This window comes from Lysobacter sp. KACC 24251 (assembly GCF_057747755.1).
Genome location: NZ_CM173222.1, coordinates 701,618 through 718,299 on the forward strand (window position 1 = coordinate 701,618; position 16,682 = coordinate 718,299).

18 protein-coding genes are annotated in these 16,682 nt (G+C 68.3%); 8 read left to right on the forward strand and 10 right to left on the reverse strand.

The genetic code is table 11. The features are described from left to right. Positions 1–54 precede the first annotated feature (54 nt). Positions 55–711: a peptide-methionine (S)-S-oxide reductase MsrA gene (gene msrA / locus AC3ARF_RS03240; RefSeq protein WP_498930242.1), complete on the forward strand. Its 657-nt coding sequence runs from the start codon at positions 55–57 to the stop codon at positions 709–711. 86 nt (positions 712–797) lie between these two features. Here the strand turns inward: msrA and oxyR are convergent, their stop codons facing one another. The 3 genes from oxyR to ahpC form a co-directional block, all read right to left on the reverse strand. Continuing rightward, positions 798–1,751 (reverse strand): DNA-binding transcriptional regulator OxyR, encoded by a 954-nt coding sequence (oxyR, locus tag AC3ARF_RS03245; protein ID WP_498930244.1) that lies wholly within the window; start codon positions 1,749–1,751, stop codon positions 798–800. A 99-nt stretch (positions 1,752–1,850) separates the two neighbouring features. Further along, the gene (gene ahpF, locus AC3ARF_RS03250; protein ID WP_498930246.1) at positions 1,851–3,434 is read right to left on the reverse strand and encodes an alkyl hydroperoxide reductase subunit F; all 1,584 of its coding nucleotides are present in this window, start codon (positions 3,432–3,434) and stop codon (positions 1,851–1,853) included. A gap of 301 nt (positions 3,435–3,735) precedes the next feature. Beyond that, positions 3,736–4,299 carry an alkyl hydroperoxide reductase subunit C gene (gene ahpC, locus AC3ARF_RS03255; RefSeq protein WP_498930248.1) on the reverse strand — a complete coding sequence of 188 codons (564 nt, stop codon included), beginning with the start codon at positions 4,297–4,299 and terminating at the stop codon, positions 3,736–3,738. A gap of 118 nt (positions 4,300–4,417) precedes the next feature. Between ahpC and prmC the strand changes: the two genes are divergently transcribed. Together prmC and pip are read left to right on the forward strand one after the other, a co-directional pair. After that, on the forward strand, positions 4,418–5,248 hold the full coding sequence (gene prmC / locus AC3ARF_RS03260) for a peptide chain release factor N(5)-glutamine methyltransferase (protein ID WP_498930250.1): 831 nt from the start codon (positions 4,418–4,420) through the stop codon (positions 5,246–5,248). Between the two features lie 137 nt (positions 5,249–5,385). Beyond that, complete coding sequence (gene pip, locus AC3ARF_RS03265; protein WP_498930252.1) at positions 5,386–6,327, forward strand: prolyl aminopeptidase; 942 nt, start codon at positions 5,386–5,388, stop codon at positions 6,325–6,327. A 105-nt stretch (positions 6,328–6,432) separates the two neighbouring features. Here the strand turns inward: pip and AC3ARF_RS03270 are convergent, their stop codons facing one another. The 3 genes from AC3ARF_RS03270 to AC3ARF_RS03280 all read right to left on the reverse strand — a co-directional run bounded on the left by AC3ARF_RS03270 (position 6,433) and on the right by AC3ARF_RS03280 (position 8,678). Next, on the reverse strand, positions 6,433–6,927 hold the full coding sequence (locus AC3ARF_RS03270) for an NUDIX hydrolase (RefSeq protein ID WP_498931736.1): 495 nt from the start codon (positions 6,925–6,927) through the stop codon (positions 6,433–6,435). Between the two features lie 231 nt (positions 6,928–7,158). Further along, positions 7,159–8,094 carry a 5'-3' exonuclease gene (locus AC3ARF_RS03275; RefSeq protein ID WP_498930254.1) on the reverse strand — a complete coding sequence of 312 codons (936 nt, stop codon included), beginning with the start codon at positions 8,092–8,094 and terminating at the stop codon, positions 7,159–7,161. Next, the gene (locus AC3ARF_RS03280; RefSeq protein ID WP_498930256.1) at positions 8,091–8,678 is read right to left on the reverse strand and encodes a nitroreductase family protein; all 588 of its coding nucleotides are present in this window, start codon (positions 8,676–8,678) and stop codon (positions 8,091–8,093) included. Before AC3ARF_RS03280 ends, AC3ARF_RS03275 begins: the two co-directional genes overlap by 4 nt. 109 nt (positions 8,679–8,787) lie before the next feature. Between AC3ARF_RS03280 and AC3ARF_RS03285 the strand changes: the two genes are divergently transcribed. Continuing rightward, positions 8,788–10,938 carry a DUF1631 family protein gene (locus AC3ARF_RS03285; protein WP_498930258.1) on the forward strand — a complete coding sequence of 717 codons (2,151 nt, stop codon included), beginning with the start codon at positions 8,788–8,790 and terminating at the stop codon, positions 10,936–10,938. 75 nt (positions 10,939–11,013) lie between these two features. Then, positions 11,014–12,126 carry an NAD(P) transhydrogenase subunit alpha gene (locus AC3ARF_RS03290; RefSeq protein ID WP_498930260.1) on the forward strand — a complete coding sequence of 371 codons (1,113 nt, stop codon included), beginning with the start codon at positions 11,014–11,016 and terminating at the stop codon, positions 12,124–12,126. Positions 12,127–12,141: 15 nt separating this feature from the next. Here the strand turns inward: AC3ARF_RS03290 and AC3ARF_RS03295 are convergent, their stop codons facing one another. From AC3ARF_RS03295 to AC3ARF_RS03305, 3 genes are read right to left on the reverse strand one after another with little or no spacing between them, the layout of a single operon-like run. Continuing rightward, a complete protein-coding gene (locus AC3ARF_RS03295; protein WP_498930263.1) occupies positions 12,142–12,594 on the reverse strand; it encodes a DUF3106 domain-containing protein in 453 nt (150 codons plus the stop codon). A gap of 1 nt (position 12,595) precedes the next feature. After that, a complete protein-coding gene (locus AC3ARF_RS03300; RefSeq protein WP_498930265.1) occupies positions 12,596–13,018 on the reverse strand; it encodes a hypothetical protein in 423 nt (140 codons plus the stop codon). After that, a complete protein-coding gene (locus AC3ARF_RS03305) occupies positions 13,015–13,611 on the reverse strand; it encodes an RNA polymerase sigma factor (RefSeq protein ID WP_498930267.1) in 597 nt (198 codons plus the stop codon). Before AC3ARF_RS03305 ends, AC3ARF_RS03300 begins: the two co-directional genes overlap by 4 nt. Before the next feature lie 202 nt (positions 13,612–13,813). On the opposite strand from AC3ARF_RS03305, the gene AC3ARF_RS03310 reads away from it, so the two are divergent. Then, complete coding sequence (locus AC3ARF_RS03310) at positions 13,814–14,113, forward strand: NAD(P) transhydrogenase subunit alpha part 2 (protein ID WP_498930269.1); 300 nt, start codon at positions 13,814–13,816, stop codon at positions 14,111–14,113. Beyond that, the gene (locus AC3ARF_RS03315) at positions 14,110–15,585 is read left to right on the forward strand and encodes an NAD(P)(+) transhydrogenase (Re/Si-specific) subunit beta (RefSeq protein WP_498930271.1); all 1,476 of its coding nucleotides are present in this window, start codon (positions 14,110–14,112) and stop codon (positions 15,583–15,585) included. The genes AC3ARF_RS03310 and AC3ARF_RS03315 overlap by 4 nt, the downstream gene beginning before the upstream one ends. An 18-nt stretch (positions 15,586–15,603) precedes the next feature. On the opposite strand, the gene AC3ARF_RS03320 is transcribed toward AC3ARF_RS03315, so the two are convergent. After that, a complete protein-coding gene (locus AC3ARF_RS03320) occupies positions 15,604–16,023 on the reverse strand; it encodes a hypothetical protein (RefSeq protein ID WP_498930273.1) in 420 nt (139 codons plus the stop codon). A gap of 101 nt (positions 16,024–16,124) precedes the next feature. On the opposite strand from AC3ARF_RS03320, the gene sufT reads away from it, so the two are divergent. Then, positions 16,125–16,676 carry a putative Fe-S cluster assembly protein SufT gene (sufT, locus tag AC3ARF_RS03325; protein ID WP_498930276.1) on the forward strand — a complete coding sequence of 184 codons (552 nt, stop codon included), beginning with the start codon at positions 16,125–16,127 and terminating at the stop codon, positions 16,674–16,676. Positions 16,677–16,682 lie beyond the last annotated feature (6 nt).

Below are 16,682 nucleotides of genomic sequence, written 5' to 3' on the forward strand. Positions count from 1 at the left end.
CAACGTTGAATGCCGTGCCCGCGGCCGCATCTAGTCGGGCAGGAGGACGCGACCATGCTGGGAATCGGTGCCTGGAAACAACGACTGCCTCGCGCGGAGGATGCGCTGCCGGGGCGGGCTGAGCCCATGCGGCTGGGCAATCAACATCACGTGCACGGCCGCCCCCTGCGTGGCGCCTTCGCTGGGCTCGCGCAGGTGCAGTTCGGGATGGGCTGCTTCTGGGGCGCGGAGCGCAAGTTCTGGTCGATGCCGGGCGTGTACACCACCGCCGTGGGGTATTCCGGCGGAATCACTCCCAACCCCACCTATCGCGAGGTCTGCAGCGGCCTGACGGGCCACGCCGAGACGGTGCTGGTGGTCTACGACCCGGCCCGGATGCCCTTCACGGAGTTGCTGCGCACGTTCTGGGAGGGCCACGATCCCACGCAGGGCATGCGCCAGGGCAACGATGTCGGCACCCAGTACCGCTCCGCCATCTACTGCTACGAGCCGGCGCAGCACGCGGCGGCGGTGGCCAGCCGAGACGCTTTCGAGCAGCGCCTGCATGCGGCGCGCTATGGCGACATCACGACCGAGATCCACTACCCGGCACCCGCCTTCTACTACGCGGAGGACGAGCACCAGCAGTACCTGTCCAAGCATCCGGACGGTTATTGCGGGGTGGGGGGAACTGGGGTGTCCTGCCCGGTCGGAGTGCCCACGAGCGACTGAGGGACCCGCACCGAACCACGTGGCAATGGGCTGGGCTAATCAAGGCACGCGTTGGTCCGCACCCGGTTGCAGCCCACCGCCGCGGCTCAATGCGCGGCGTGGGCCGAAGTCACGCGTGCGGGGACTCCCACGCCTTCGGGCGGCTCGAGCAAGCGATGCGGCAGTTTGCGGAACTCGTCCGCCAGTTGCATCAGGAACCCATGCATGGCCGAACTGCGGCGCCACAGCATCGCGATGCGGCGGTGCGGCGGTTGGCCCTCGAACGGCAACAGGTGGATATCGGGCGAAGGCGGTACCGGGGGCTGTACGGACAACGCCGGCAGGAGGGTGATGCCGACGCCGGCCGCCACCATCTGCCGCAGCGTTTCCAGGCTGGTGGCGCGAAAGCCGTCGCGTTCGTCGGCGCCGGCCAGGCGGCAGACTTCCAGCGCCTGGTCGCGCAGGCAGTGGCCGTCCTCCAGCAAAAGCAGGTGACGGTCGTCGAGGTCGCGCAGGCGCAGCGAGGATTGCGCGGCAAGTTCATGGCGTTGCGGCACGGCCAGCAGGAACGGCTCGTCGAACAACGGCTCGATGTGCAACTGGTCGTCGTGGACAGGCAGCGCCAGCAGTGCCGCATCCAGCCGTCCTTCGCGCAGACGGGTGAGCAGCTGGTCGGTCTTCTCCTCCACCAGCAGCAGCTCAAGCCGCGGGAAGCGCTCGCGCACGGCGGGCAGCACGTGCGGCAGCAGGTATGGCCCCAGGGTGGGGAACATGCCCAACCGCACCGTGCCGGCCTCCGGGTCCTTGCTCCGCCGGGCGATCTCGGCCATCTGCTCGACTTCGGCGATGACCTTGCGCGCGCGCTCGACGATCTCGCGTCCCACGGGGGTGAGCATCACCTTGCGCGGTGCGCGCTCCACCAGCGCCACGCCCAGTTCGTCCTCCAGCTTCTTGATCTGGGTCGACAGCGTGGGCTGGCTGACGAAGCTGGCCGCGGCCGCTCGCCCGAAGTGCTTGTGGTCGGCCAGGGCCACCAGGTACTTGAGGTCGCGCAGGTTCAAGCGAGGTGCCTCCCATCGGGGGCCGGCGCGGCCCCGCTGTCGTTACCCGTGGCCGATGGTAGCGCCCGCCGCCACGTCGCGCGGCGCCGCTGCCACCGGTCAGGCCGCGGCGGTCGCCGGCGCGGCGGCCGGTGCCGAGGTTCGGATCAGGTGGTCGAACGCGCTGAGCGCGGCGGTGGAGCCGGCGCCCATCGCGATCACGATCTGCTTGTAGGGCACCGTCGTCGCGTCGCCCGCGGCAAACACCCCCGGCAACGAGGTCTGGCCCCGGTCGTCGATGACGATCTCGCCGCGCGGGGACAGTTCCACGGTGCCCTTCAGCCATTCGGTGTTGGGCAGCAGGCCGATCTGCACGAAGATGCCCTCCAGTTCCACGCGATGAATGTCGCCGCCCACGCGGTCCTTGTAGACCAGCCCGTTGACGCGCTGGCCGTCGCCGAGCACTTCGGTGGTCTGCGCGCTCACCACCACCGTGACGTTGGGCAGGCTGCGCAGCTTGCGCTGCAGCACTTCGTCGGCGCGCAGCTTGGTGTCGAATTCGATCAGGGTCACGTGGCTGACGATGCCCGCCAAGTCGATCGCCGCTTCCACGCCGGAGTTGCCGCCGCCGATCACCGCCACGCGCTTGCCCTTGAACAGCGGGCCATCGCAGTGCGGGCAGTACGCCACGCCCTTGTTGCGGTACTGGTCCTCGCCGGGCACGCCCATCTGCCGCCAGCGCGCGCCGGTGGACAGGATGACGGTGCGCGACTTCAGCGAAGCGCCGTTTTCCAGTTGTACCTCGACCAGGCCGTCATCACCGGCGGGCACCAGCTTCGTCGCGCGCTGGAGGTTCATCACGTCCACGTCGTATTCCTTGACGTGCTGTTCCAGCGCCGCGGCCAGCTTCGGGCCTTCGGTGTAGGGCATGGAAATGAAGTTCTCGATGGCCATGGTATCCAGCACCTGCCCGCCGAAGCGCTCGGCGGCGATGCCGGTGCGGATGCCCTTGCGCGCGGCATACACCGCGGCGGCCGCGCCGGCGGGGCCACCACCCACCACCAGCACGTCGAAGGCATCCTTGGACCGGATCTTCTCCGCGTCACGCGCGGCGGCGCCGGTGTCCAGCTTGGCCAGAATCATCTCGATGGTCATGCGGCCGGCGTCGAACGGCTGGCCATTGAGGAAGATGGTCGGCACCGACATGATCTCGCGCGCGGTGACCTCGTCCTGGAACAGCGCGCCGTCGATGGCCACGTGGCGGATGCGCGGGTTCAGCACGCTCATGAGGTTCAGCGCCTGCACGGTGTCCGGGCAGCTCTGGCAGGAAAGCGACATGTACGTCTCAAAGACATAGTCACCATCCAGCGCGCGCACCTGGGCGATGGTCTCGTCATCGAGCTTGGGTGGGTGGCCGCCCACCTGCAGCAACGCGAGCACCAGCGAGGTGAACTCGTGGCCCATGGGGATGCCGGCGAAACGCACGCCGACGTCGCTGTCGACGCGGTTGATGGCGAACGAAGGCGTGCGCGCATCGCTTTCGCGGCGCAGGGTGATCTTGTCGGACAGCGAGGCGATGTCCTGCAGCAGGCCGTCGAGCTCCTGGGAGGAGGTGCTGTCGTCCAGCGAGGCGACCAGTTCGATCGGCTGCACGAGCTTTTCGAGGTAGGCCTTGAGCTGGGTCTTCAGGTCGGCGTCGAGCATGGGGGGACTCCAACGGAACGAGGGGGCAAACAGGCGGGGAAGGGCGCTTGCAGGAGCGGCCGGGGCCTCGGACATGGCCGGGGGAGGGACCGGCGCAGGGGAGGGCTGTCCTTCGGGGGAGGCCCAGGCCGCTTTTGCAAGCGTCCGGCGGGAGGTCAGCGGTGCAATCCCGCGGGTGGATCGGGTAGGACGGACAGTGACTCGAGGGTCCACCACGTCTTGAGTCGGTGCCGGGAGGCGGCAGGCGGGCACCTGCCGCGCTCCTGGCCCCGGCCACCCGTGGGGGCCGGGACTTGCGGAATCAGATCTTGCCGACCAGATCCAGCGACGGGGCGATGGTCTTGGCGCCTTCCTTCCACTTGGCCGGGCACACTTCGTTCGGGTGGCTGGCGACGTACTGGGCGGCCTTCAGCTTGCGCACGGTCTCGGTGACGTCGCGGGCGATGGCGTTGTCATGCACTTCCATCGTCTTGATCACGCCATCCGGGTTGATCACGAAGGTGCCGCGCAGGGCCAGGCCTTCCGCGTCGATGTGCACGTCGAACGCGCGGGTCAGCTGGTGGGTCGGGTCGCCAACCAGGGCGAACTTGGCCTTGCCCACCGCGGGCGAGGTCTCGTGCCACACCTTGTGCGAGAACTGGGTATCGGTGGTGACGATGTACACCTCGGCACCGGCCTTCTGGAACTCCTCGTAGTGCTCGGCCGCGTCTTCGATCTCGGTCGGGCAATTGAAGGTGAAGGCAGCCGGCATGAAGATCAGCACGGACCATTTGCCCTGCAGGTCCTTTTCGGTGACTTCGATGAACTGGCCATTCTTGTAGGCGTTGGCCTTGAACGGCTGCACTTGGGTGTTGATCAGGGACATGGGGTTGCGTCCTTGTGGGTTGGGAAAGGGTTGGGGGAGGGGTCAAACTTCAGTGGGGCCATCTTGGATGGCTTCAATAAATAATTCAAATCGATATTAATCATTAAATAGATAGACCATGCCTATGGAAAGCGTCGACACCCTGCTGCGTGCCGCCCGCCTGTGCCTCCCCCCGGGGGAGGCCGAACTGCTGCTGGGGCACGTGCTCGGCAGGGGGCCGACGTGGCTGTTCGCGCATGGCGAGGCCGTCCCGGCCGACGCGGAGCGGCAGGAGTTCGAGGCGCTGGTGGCCCGACGTGAAGCGGGCGAGCCGGTGGCGTACCTCACCGGGCGTCGCGGTTTCTGGCGCTTCGACCTGCGGGTGGGGCCGGACACCCTGATCCCGCGGGCTGAGACCGAGCGGCTGGTGGAACTGGCGCTGGACCGCCTCCCCACGGACGCCGACCTGCGGCTGGCCGACCTCGGCACCGGCAGCGGCGCCATCGCGCTGGCGCTGGCGCTGGAGCGCCCCCGCGCCGAGGTCCACGCTGTCGATGCCAGTCCCGGTGCCTTGGCCGTGGCGCGGGCCAATGCTGTGGAACTGGGACTGGGCCGGGTGGTGTTCCATGAAGGATCCTGGTGGGCCCCGCTCGCGGGCCGGGCCTTCGACCTGGTGGCGAGCAACCCGCCTTACATCGCCGATGAGGATCCCCATCTGGGCCAGGGTGACCTGCGCCATGAACCCCTTACCGCGCTGGCATCGGGTGCCGATGGCCTCGATGACCTGCGCGCCATCGTGGCGGGGGCACCGCTGCACCTTCGGCCGGGTGGCTGGCTGCTGGTGGAGCACGGATGGGATCAGGGCACCGCTGTGCGGGCGTTGTTCCAGCAGGCGGGGTTCGTCGAAGTCGCCACGGAGTCCGATCTGGAAGAACGAGACCGGGTCACGCTGGGGCGTTCGCCGGGCTGAAGAATCGTGAGTGGGGGCCCGGGAGCGGGGTACGGCGCAGGAAGGCCCCCCGCGTTGGCCGCCCTCTGCCCCGAATCGCGCGTGCGTATGCCGCGCGCGAGGCTACACTTCCCCGGTTAATGCAGCCGAGGCTTCCCATGCGCACCCTGTACCCCGAGATCCAGCCCTACGACGTAGGCCAGCTCAAGGTCGACGACCGCCACACGCTGTACTACGAACAGTGCGGCAACCCGCAGGGCAAGCCGGTGGTGATGCTGCATGGCGGCCCGGGCGGCGGCTGCAGCGACAAGATGCGTCGATTCCACGACCCGGCCAAGTACCGGATCATCCTGTTCGACCAGCGCGGCAGCGGCCGCTCCACGCCGCACGCCGACCTGGTCGACAACACCACCTGGCACCTGGTCGCGGATATCGAGAAGCTGCGCGAAACGCTGGGCATCGACACCTGGCAGGTGTTTGGCGGCTCCTGGGGTTCGACGCTCGCACTGGCCTACGCGCAGACGCATCCGCAGCGCGTCACCGAGTTGGTGCTGCGCGGCATCTTCATGCTGCGCCGTTGGGAACTAGAGTGGTTCTACCAGGAAGGCGCCTCCCGCCTGTTCCCCGACGCATGGGAGCACTACCTGGCCGCGATCCCGGTGGTCGAGCGCCACGACCTGATCAGCGCCTTCCACCGTCGACTTACCAGCGACAACGAGGCGGTGCGTCTGGCGGCCGCCAAGGCGTGGAGTGTGTGGGAGGGTGCGACCAGTTTCCTGCACGTCGACGAGGACTTCGCCAACAGCCACGAGGATCCGCAGTTCGCGCTGGCCTTCGCGCGGATCGAGAACCACTACTTCGTCAACAGCGGCTTCTTCGAGGTCGACGACCAGCTGCTGCGCGACGCCCACAAGATCGCGCACATCCCGGGCGTGATCGTGCACGGTCGCTATGACGTGGTATGCCCCGTGGCCAATGCATGGGACCTGCACAAGGTGTGGCCGAAGGGCCAGCTGGTGATCACCCCTGCCTCGGGCCATTCGGCGTTCGAAGCGGAGAACATCGACGCGCTGGTGGCGGCAACCGACCGGTTCGCCTGATGGCGGGCAGGCGGGTGTCGGGGCCGCCGAAAGTCGGGGCCCGTTATCCGCGATAACGGGCCGCGACTTGTGGCGCCCCCAAGTCCCGCGCCCACGGCCGACACCCTAGGCCAGCGTCCCATCCGGATTGCGATCCACCATCCACAGCCCGCCCCACAGCTTGAGGTCCAGCTCGTAACCTTCGCGCTGCTTCTGCATCAACCACGCCGGCGCCTCGGCGACCGGCACCTCGTGGACGATGATGTCCTCGCCGTCCACACCACCGCCTTCGCCGACCTTGCGCAGCCCGGTGGCGCGCACGTAGGCGATGCGCTCGTTGCTCATGCCGGAAGAAGTCGGGCCCACCAGCAGGACCTGCACCTGGTCGGGGTACCAGCCAGTTTCCTCTTCCAGTTCGCGGCGCGCGGCGTCTTCCAGCGTGTCTTCGCCGGCCTGGTCACCGACCAGTCCGGCCGGCATCTCGATGGTGCGGGCCTGCAGCGGAATGCGGAACTGCTCGACGAAGATGATCCGGTCATCCGGGGTCACCGCGATGATGATCACCGCCATGCCGTTGCCGTGGGTGCGTTCGGCGTATTCCCATCGGCCCCGACGCAGCATGCGCAGCCACTTGCCCTCATGGAGGGTCTCGACAGGAGTTGCGCTGGCCGCATGGTCCGGGTGGTCCGTGGCGTGCGTTTCGCCGCGACGGCCGGTGGCGTGCAGGTGGCTGTTCGCTGCGTCGTGTTCGTCGGCGTGCATGTCCTTCCCGTTTCTAGAATGCTGGTGAGCGTTTTCTTGCCAGGTCATCGAACCGCGCACATACGCGAACCGATCCCATCCAATCGGATGCTACGGCGCGGCCGCTGACGTCGCGAAGTCCACGCCGGCCGCCTGGTGGAGCCGGCGCCGGGTCATCGGGCCGAACCGCAGCGTTTCGCATAGCGCCGCCAATCGGGCTGAGTCTGCGCGGTCACGGGCGAAGTGTGCATCGTGGCCGGTGAGTGGCGCGTCCAGCGCAATGGTGGTCAGTTGGCGGCACAACAAAGCCTGCTCGCGGTGTGCGCGCAGTTTGGCGGCCGTGCTCGCGGCACCACGCAGGCGCAGGAACGGGAGCTCTTCGACTCGTTCCAGCAGGGCGTCCAGCGTGCCGAAATGCGCCAGCAGCGCCGCCGCGGTCTTGGCGCCGATGCCCGGCACGCCCGGGATGTTGTCCACCGCGTCGCCACACAGCGCCAGGTAATCGGCGATCTGGCGCGCCTGCACGCCGTGCCGCTCCGGGACGTCATCCATGCCCCAACGCTGGCCGCGTGCGAAGTCCCACTGCTGGTCGTCTTCGTCCAGCAACTGCGACAGGTCCTTGTCGGCGGACACGATGACCCCGCGGTAGCCATGGGTGCGCATGGCCGCGAGCGCGCTGCCGATCAGGTCGTCGGCCTCGTATTCGCGATGGGCCAGCACGATCAGTCCGAGCGCCTCGCACAATGCCTTGCAGTGGCCAAACTGGCGCCTGAGCTCTTCCGGCGCGGGCTCGCGGTTGGCCTTGTACGCCGGATACAGCGCGTTGCGGAAACACGAATCCAGGGCCTCGTCGAAGGCGATCGCGATGTGCTGCGGCCGTTCCCGCTCCACCAGCTCCAGCAGGAAGCGGGCAAAACCATGCACCGCGTTGGTCGGCCAGCCTTCGTCGTCATGGAACTCGTTGGGCATCGAATGCCACGCGCGGAACACGTAAAGGCTGGCATCTACCAGGTACAGCGCCGGGCGCGCGCGGGGCGCGGCGGTCATGCCGGCGCCCATTCGGTCAGCAGCTCGGTGGGATCGGGGCGCTCGCGCTCGGGCGCCTCCAGGGTCGGCGTGCCGACGTGGATGAAGCCCACCACGCGCTCGTCGGCGCCGAGCCCCAGCCAGTCGTGCACCACCGGGTCGTAGGCCGGCCAGCCGGTCAGCCATACCGCGCCAAAGCCCAGCGCCTGCGCGGCCTGCAGCAGAGCGAAGCACACGCTGCCGGCCGACAGCAGGCGCTCCTGCTCGGGAATTTTCTCGTCGGGGCCCAGGCGTGCCACCACGGTCACCACCAACGGGGCCAGCGAGAACCGGAGTCGGTCCTTTTCGACCACGGCTTCCGCAACCGCGGGGTCGCGCTCGCGGCTGCGCACGGCAAGCCGCTCGCCCAAGACGTCGCGCGCGTTGCCGCGCACGGTGACGAAACGGAATGGCACCCGCTTGCCGTGATCGGGCACGCGCACCGCCGAGGCCAGCATGCGCAGCAACGTGGCGTGGTCGGGCGCCGGGTCGGCCAGATGCCGCGCCGGGGTGGAGCGTCGGCGGTCGAGGCAGGCAAGGCGGGCGTCAATCGTGGAATCGGGCATGGGTCACGGAATTTTGGGGGAGAGGGTGCAAACTGACGTAGCCTGCCACTATCCTGCGCGCATATAGGGTAATGTGACGCAGAGCGTCAGTTTTTGCCGGGGAGCCAACGTGTCCAATCATCCGCTCGGCGCCGTGTGCGCCACCAGAACGGATCCGTTCCGCGTACTTGAGGAGATCAAGCGCCTGACGCTTGAGCGCCTCGGCGGGCTTCCTGGGACATTGTACGGCCCCATCGAGGACGCACTCGCGCTCTCGGCCCTCCACGTCGATCGCGATGCCTTCCAGTACGAGGACCAGGCGGCGCTGTGGAGCCTGCGGCACCAGCAGGCGGCTCAGGTGATGCGCTTCCGCCAGCAACTGGCCAAGGGTTTTGACGAGTTCCGCACGCTGCGCGCGCCGGGACGCAACTACCTGACGATGGGGCTGTTGGACGAATCGCAACTGGACCTGCACATCGCCGGGGAGCGCATGGCCGAGGCGCTGGCCCAGCGCTACCAGAAGCCGCTGGAGATGGTCGACGCGCGCCTGCGCACCCTTGCCGGCACGCTGGGCCTGCAGGCGATGGTCAATCCGGTTGGCCCCGGACGCCTGGCGACGGCCTTTGTCGAAGCGTTTGACGGAGTGCGCATTCCCGCGCAGTTGCGGAGCCATCTGTTCGGTTTCTACGAGAGTGCCCTGGCCCGCGTGCTGGATGACCTGTACAGCCAGACGAGCAACCTCTTGGCACAGGCCGGCTACGGCATCGAGCGCGAGCCGGTCGAGCGTGCCGCCCATACGTCAGGGGCAGTTGGGCGTTCCGCGCCTGGCACCCCTGGCCTGGGCGCAGCACCGAGCGTGACCCTCGAGGAATTGCGTGGCCTGCTGCACGCCTGGCGCGAAGGGGCCATCCGCCCCGAACTCTTCGCAGCGCCGCACGCACCGCAGCGCATGCTACAGGGGCGGCGCGACCTGCGAGTGGAAGAGGTGGTGAGCGTCGCGTCCCTGCTGCAATCCGAGCCCACCGATGCGTTCGCACGGGCGCTGGCGGGCAATGGCGAACTGGGCAAGACCATCCGTGAGCGATTGGGCGAAGGCGCGCGTCGGCTCGGGCTGAGCCCCGACCACACCACCATCGGCCGCGACAGCGAGGATGCGATCGACCTGGTGGCGATGGTGTTTGAATCGCTGTTCGCCACCCAGGACCTGCATGAGCGCTGCCGCCGCCTCTACGCGCGGCTGGTGCTGCCGTACGTGAAGGTCGCCCTCGGTGATCGGGGGCTCTTCGACCAGCCCGAGCACCCGGCGCGCAAATTGCTGGACGCGATCACCGAAGCGTGCGCCGGCAACAACGCCGAGACCCAGTTCGAGCGCGAATTGTTCGAACGCGCGGCCCTGGTGGCGCAGCGCGTGGCGGTCGAATACCGGGAGAACATGTCCGTGTTCGAGCAGGCCTTCGCCGAACTCGACGCGCTGCTGCTGCAGCAGCGCCAACGCGTATTCCTGCAGGAAGAGCGTGCCGCGCAGGCCGTGCACGGGCGCGAGCGCCTGCAGCACGCGCGCGAACACGCCGATGCGGTGGTCGGTCGCCGCCTGTCCGCGCAACCGCTGTGCGAGGCCATCGCCAGCTTCCTCGGCACGTCGTGGCGCCACCACCTGTTGCAGGTGCTGCTGCGTGATGGCGTGGACAGCGCACGCTTCGCCGAGGCAGTGGCGCTGGGTGACGCGCTGGTCGAGGCCGACGGACTGGCGGCGCGTGCCGAAGGCCGTGCGCTGGCCACGCGGCTGGTGACCCTGGAACGGGCCATCGTTGACTGCCTGGGCAGTTCGGGCCAGGACGATACCGCCGCGCAACATGGACTGGTGGCGCTGGTGCGCGGGCTGGCGTGGCCGGATGCCGCACGCGCCGTGCATCCATTGCCGCCCCGCGCGGACGCGGAAGATGAGGCCGAGGACCGCAAGTTGTGGCTTGCCGGCGGGACCGACACCCTGCCGCCACAGGATCCCAATGTGGTCCAGTCGCTGCGCGCCATGACCGTGGGTGAGTGGCTGCATCTCACCGATGCCGAAGGCAAGGCCATCAAGGCCAAGGTGGGCTGGATCAGCCCGCTGACCTCCCGCCGCATGCTGGTCAACGAGCGCGGTTCCCGCGTGCTGGTCGCGTCCGTGGAGGAACTTGCGGCCCTCGTGGCGCAAGGCCGGCTTGGCGCGGCCGCCGCACCGCGTGCCTTCGGCGAGGCGCTGGCCCAGGTCGGCGAGCGTCTGCGGCGCGCGACCGCCTGACACTATCGTCTGCAACAGTTCACCCTCCACGCCGCGTTTGGTTAGGATGCGGCGACATAGATCCGGAGCGATGGCATGTCGGCAGCGGGCCAGGGAGTCAAGGTGGGTGTGGCGCGGGAAAGAGCGCCCGGCGAGCGTCGGGTCGCGCTGAGCCCGGAAACATGCAAGAAGCTCGTAGCTGCTGGCGCCGAGGTCCGCATTGAAGCCGGTGCCGGTACCGGTGCCGGAATGACGGATGAGGCCTATCGCCAAGTCGGGGGGCACGTCGTTGCTGACGCGGCGACGGCACTCAACGATGCCGACGTGGTGCTGTGCGTGCAATCCCCGCCCGCTGCGGTGCTGGCCGGATTACGCGAGGGTGCGGCGGTCATCGGCCTGCTGGCGCCGCAGGCCGATGCCGAGCGCGGCGCGGCCATCACCGCGCGCAAGCTGCTGGCGTTTCCTCTGGAACGCCTGCCGCGCACCACGCGCGCCCAGGCCATGGACGTGCTCAGTTCGCAGGCGGGCATGGCGGGCTACAAGGCGGTATTGATCGCCGCGCAGCTGGCGCCGCGGTTCTTCCCGATGCTGACCACTGCCGCCGGCACCATCCGCCCCTCCAAGGTGCTGATCGTGGGCGCGGGCGTGGCGGGCTTGCAGGCCGTCGCCACGGCCCGGCGCCTAGGCGCGCAGGTCGAAGGCTTCGACGTCAGGCCGGAAACGCGCGAGCAGATCGAGTCGCTGGGCGGCAAATTCCTCGACCTGGGCGTCAGTGCGGCGGGCGAGGGCGGTTATGCGCGCCAGCTCAGCGACGAGGAGCGAGCCGAGCAGCAGCGCAGACTGGGCGAGCACCTCAAGGGTGTGGACGTGGTGGTGTGCACCGCAGCGGTGCCCGGACGCCCGGCGCCGAAGATCATCACCGCAGCGATGGTCGCGGGCATGAAGCCGGGCAGCGTAATCGTCGACCTCGCGGCGGAAACCGGCGGAAACTGCGAGCTGACCCAGCCTGGCGAAACCATCGAGACCGGTGGCGTCGTCGTGGCGGGTCCGCTCAACCTCGCCAGCAGTGGCGCGGTGCACGCCAGCGAGATGTACGCGCGCAACGTTTTCAACTTCGCCAGTCTGCTGCTCAAGGATGGCCAGCTTCAGTTCGACTGGGGCGACGAACTGCTCGCCCGCACGGTCTGGCCCGAGCGCGCTGTCGGCTAACCCCCGCGTTCGCACTCAGGGGTGGTGCGGGTGGTGCTCCCGTGCGGGCGGCGGATTGTCCCTGACCCATTCGGCACGCTGCTCGGGCGTCATCTGCCGCCATTTCGCCTTAAGCGCCTGGCGCCCTTCCGGGTCCAGCGCACGCATCCTGGCAAAGAGGGCCCGCATCTCCTCGCGCTGCTCCGGGCGCATTTCCTGCCAACGGTGCATGCCGTGGCGCGCCCGCTTGCGCTGCTCGGGCGTCATCGACTGCCAGCGCGAGGCGTGGTTGAGCATGCGCTGGCGGCTCTCGGGTTCGGCATTCCAGCGCTCGCGCACGGGAGCGATCAGGGTCTCACGCTGGGCCGGCGTCAGCTTGTCCCATGTGGGGAGTGGCGCAGGCATCGGCTGATCGGCCGCCAGCACAGGCGGGAGCGTGGCCATGAGGCAGGCCAGCGCGAGCAGGATCGCAGGAAAGCGGCGTTGCATCTCAGTACTCCGGGGTGGCGGGCATGACGTCGTCGGTGGACGCCAGCCAGAGGTAGAAGTCGGGGTTCTCGTCCAGCGGGGCGGTGGGGTCGGCGCCGGCATCGGCCGTGGCCAGCGCGACGTCCGGGGTGTCTGCCGGCACGCTGGTGGGCTCGGGCCGCAGTTGCACCGCAATGGCGAGCACCGCGACAGCGGCGAACACCGTCGGCACGAGCCACGCGGGCCGATGCGGAAACACAGGTCGCGCTGCGGCGCGTTGGGCCTGCGTCAGTCGCGCCTGCGCCCGGGCTGAAAGACGCTCCAGCGAGGCGGCGTGGTGCGAACGCGCGACGGCGTCAAAGCGGCCGTCGACCCCGGCGTCCGGACCGCCCCCGAGCATGCGATTGGTGCCTTCGTTCAACTTTTGGGTGTGGTCGGCGTTCATCGCCAGTCCTCCAGGTGTCGCTGAAGCGCCTCACGCGCCCGTGAAAGGTGTGTCTTGACCGAGCCTTCGCTGCAGCCCATCGCTTGGGCGGTGGTGGCCACGTCCAGTTCCTCCAGAACGCGCAGGTGGAAGGCCTCGCGTTGCCGTCGCGGTAGCGCGGTCATGGCCCGGGCGAAGCGTGCATAGGCCTCGTGGCTGTCGTGCGTACGTGACGGGTCTGGACCATCGTCCGCCCAGTCCGGCATCGCGCCGTCGTCCTGCGGCTGGCCCGGCAGCAGCCAGCGCAGCCGGAACGTGCGGCGGCGTTGCAGGTCCACCACGCGGCGACGCAGGATGCTCCAGAACAACGGCGTCCATTCGCCGGACGGGCGCTCCGCATAGGCCAGCAGCTTGGCCATCGCGTCCTGCACCGCATCCAGCGCATCCTCGCGGTCGCGCAGGCCGAGTTCGGCGAATCGGAACGCACGCGGGCCGACGCTGGCCAGGAACTCATCCAGGCTCGTCGGGGGCGGGGCCTCCGCGGTCGACACGCCACTGCCGGTAGCGTCGGGCGCGGTCGCGTTTTCGGCATCACGGGTCACGCGCAGCAGCATAGGGCATGGGTCCACCGGGGTCGGACGTCGCGAACGGTTCCAGCGGCAACCCTCGTCGGGTGGCACAGTGCCGTGGATGCAAGCGATAACGCCCAGGGGCGTCCCGGGTTGACAGAAGCCGCCGGCGACGCGAAAGCGCCATCCCGGGCGGTTATGATCCGATTCATGTGATCCGACACAGGCCGGATGGGGAGCTGGACCGATGGGTGATGGATTCGTCGCGCTGTACATCTTCATGCTGGCGGCGATCGCCGGCAACGTGATCATCTCGCGGGTGCCGGTGATCCTGCACACGCCACTGATGTCAGGCTCCAACTTCATCCACGGCATCGTGCTGATCGGCGCGATGGTGGTGCTGGGCCATGCCGACACCACGCTGGAGAAGGTGATCGGGTTCCTGGCGGTGCTGATGGGGGCGGGCAATGCCGCGGGTGGCTACGTGGTCACCGAGCGCATGCTGGACATGTTCAAATCCTCGAAGAAGCCGGAGGGCAAGGCATGAGCCTGGCTGCCATGGATGCCCGCACGCTCCTTGCTTCGACCAGCTACCTCATCGCCGCCACGCTGTTCCTGCTGGGCCTGCAGCGCATGGCTTCGCCGGTTACCGCCCGGAGCGGCATCCGCTGGGCGGGATTGGGCATGGTGATCGCCACCGCCGCGACCTTCCTGCTGCCTGACCTGCACAACCTTGCACTGATCGTGACGGCCCTGGTGCTGGGCACGGTGTTGGCGTGGGTATCGGGCAAGAAGGTTGCCATCACCGACATGCCGCAGATGGTCGCGCTCTACAACGGCATGGGTGGCGGTTCCGCGGCCGCGATTGGCGCGGTGGAGTTGTTGCGGTTTTCTGCGCTGGCGCCGGGAGTGACTGCTGCGGTTGCGGCCTCGAGCGCTGCCGTGGGCCCGGAGGGGGTCAGTCCAGCCTCGGTCGGATGGCCTTCGATGGTGGTACTGGTACTCGGCGTGGTCGGGGCCGCGATCGGTGCCGTGTCTCTGTCGGGTTCTGTGATCGCCTGGGCCAAGCTTGATGGCCGACTCGACAAACGCGTGGTGTTTCCGGGCCAGCAGTTGTTCAACCTCGCCGTGTTCGTGGCGGTGGTGGTGCTGGGCGTGCTGGTGGTGAAGACGCTCGCGATGCCCTACATCATCGCGTTCTTTGTGGCGGCGCTGGCTCTGGGCGTGTTGATGACGCTGCCCATTGGCGGCGCGGACATGCCGGTGGTGATCTCGCTGTACAACGCACTGACGGGCCTGGCGGTGGCGTTCGAGGGTTATGTGCTGGGTAACGAGGCACTGATCATCGCCGGCATGATGGTGGGTGCGGCCGGTACGCTGCTGACCCAGCTGATGGCCAAGGCCATGAACCGGCCGATCCGCAACGTTCTGTTCTCCAACTTCGGAGGAGGCGGACAGGCACAAGAGATCGCCGGCAGCCAGAAGCCGATCGAGGCGGGCGACGTGGCGGCGATGATGGCGTTCGCCGAGCGCGTGGTGATCGTGCCCGGCTACGGCCTGGCCGTGGCGCAGGCGCAGCACAAGGTGTGGGAGCTCACGCAGAAGTTGATGGAGCGCGGGGTGAAGGTGAAGTTCGCGATCCATCCGGTGGCCGGACGCATGCCCGGGCACATGAACGTGCTACTGGCCGAGGCGGGCGTGCCCTACGATCTGATCGCCGACATGGACGACATCAACCCCGAATTCCCAACCACCGACGTGTCCCTCGTGATCGGCGCCAACGACGTGGTCAACCCGGTCGCCAAGACCGACCCGGCCAGTCCCATCTTCGGCATGCCGATCCTGGACGTGGTTGCGTCGAAGAACACCATCGTGATCAAGCGCGGCAAGGGCACGGGTTTCGCCGGCATCGAGAATGCGCTGTTCTATGCCGACAACACGCGCATGCTGTACGGCGACGCGGCCAGCATGGTGGCGGCTCTGGTCAGCGAGCTGAAGGCGCTGGACGGCGGGCACTGACCCGTCGCACACCGAGGGTCAGCGCGCCACCCAGGCCGCGGCGACCAGTGCCGCGGCCATCCACACCAGGTCCATCGGGCCGTTGGCGAGTTGCGCCAACGTCCACGCGTGGTCAGGGCCCAGCCGGGTGATCGACTCCCACGGCTTGAGGCCCATCATCCCGCCCAGTTGGGCCGCGATGATCGCCCAGTTGGCGATGGCGATCATGGCCGCAGTGCCGCCCACCGCCGCCACGACCCGGCTGCGACCGGCGGGCCAGCCGCTCAGGCGCAGCATCCACGCCACGTCCAGTGCGCCGATAACCGCCAGACCGCTCAACTGCCGGTTCGCATACAGCGCCACCAGCGTCCAGATCGCGGCAAACCCGAACGTGGCCAGAGCCAGCAGCAGTGGCGACAACCAGGGAATGCGGTGGGAAGTCCGGGGCGCGTGGGGCATGGGGATGAGGGGGAGGGCAGGCCGCACAGCATAGCGGGGGCCCGGCCCGGGTCAATTTGGACTAGAATGGTCCCATTCGATTGCAGCCCCCACGTCCCCCCATGTATTCCCGCAGCAGCGAGCCCGTCAGATTCGAGCGCGATTGCGACGTCGTCATGGTCCCGCAGGGTGACAAGGTCACCCTGCCGGCCGGCAGCGTCGGCTATATCACCCAGGCACTGGGTGGCAGTTACACCGTCTTCGTGGAAGGCAACCTGTTCCGCGTGGCCGGCGGGGACGCCGACGCCATCGGCAAGGAACCGGTGCCACCGCTGGAATTGCCCGAAGGCGCGGACGACGAAGCCGTCGAGCAGATGGTATGGAGCCAGTTGCGTACCTGCTTCGACCCGGAAATCCCGATCAACATCGTCGACCTCGGGCTGGTGTACGAGGCGTCAGTGACGTCCCGCGAGGACGGCCAGCGCGACGTCGCCATTCGCATGACGCTGACCGCGCCGGCGTGTGGCATGGGCGACATCCTCGTTGCCGACGTGCGCGACAAGGTGGAGATGATCCCGACCGTGGTCGAGGCGGACGTGGAACTGGTGTTCGACCCGCCATGGAACCGCAACATGATGTCGGAGATTGCCCGGCTCGAAACCGGCATGCTCTGAGCCGGT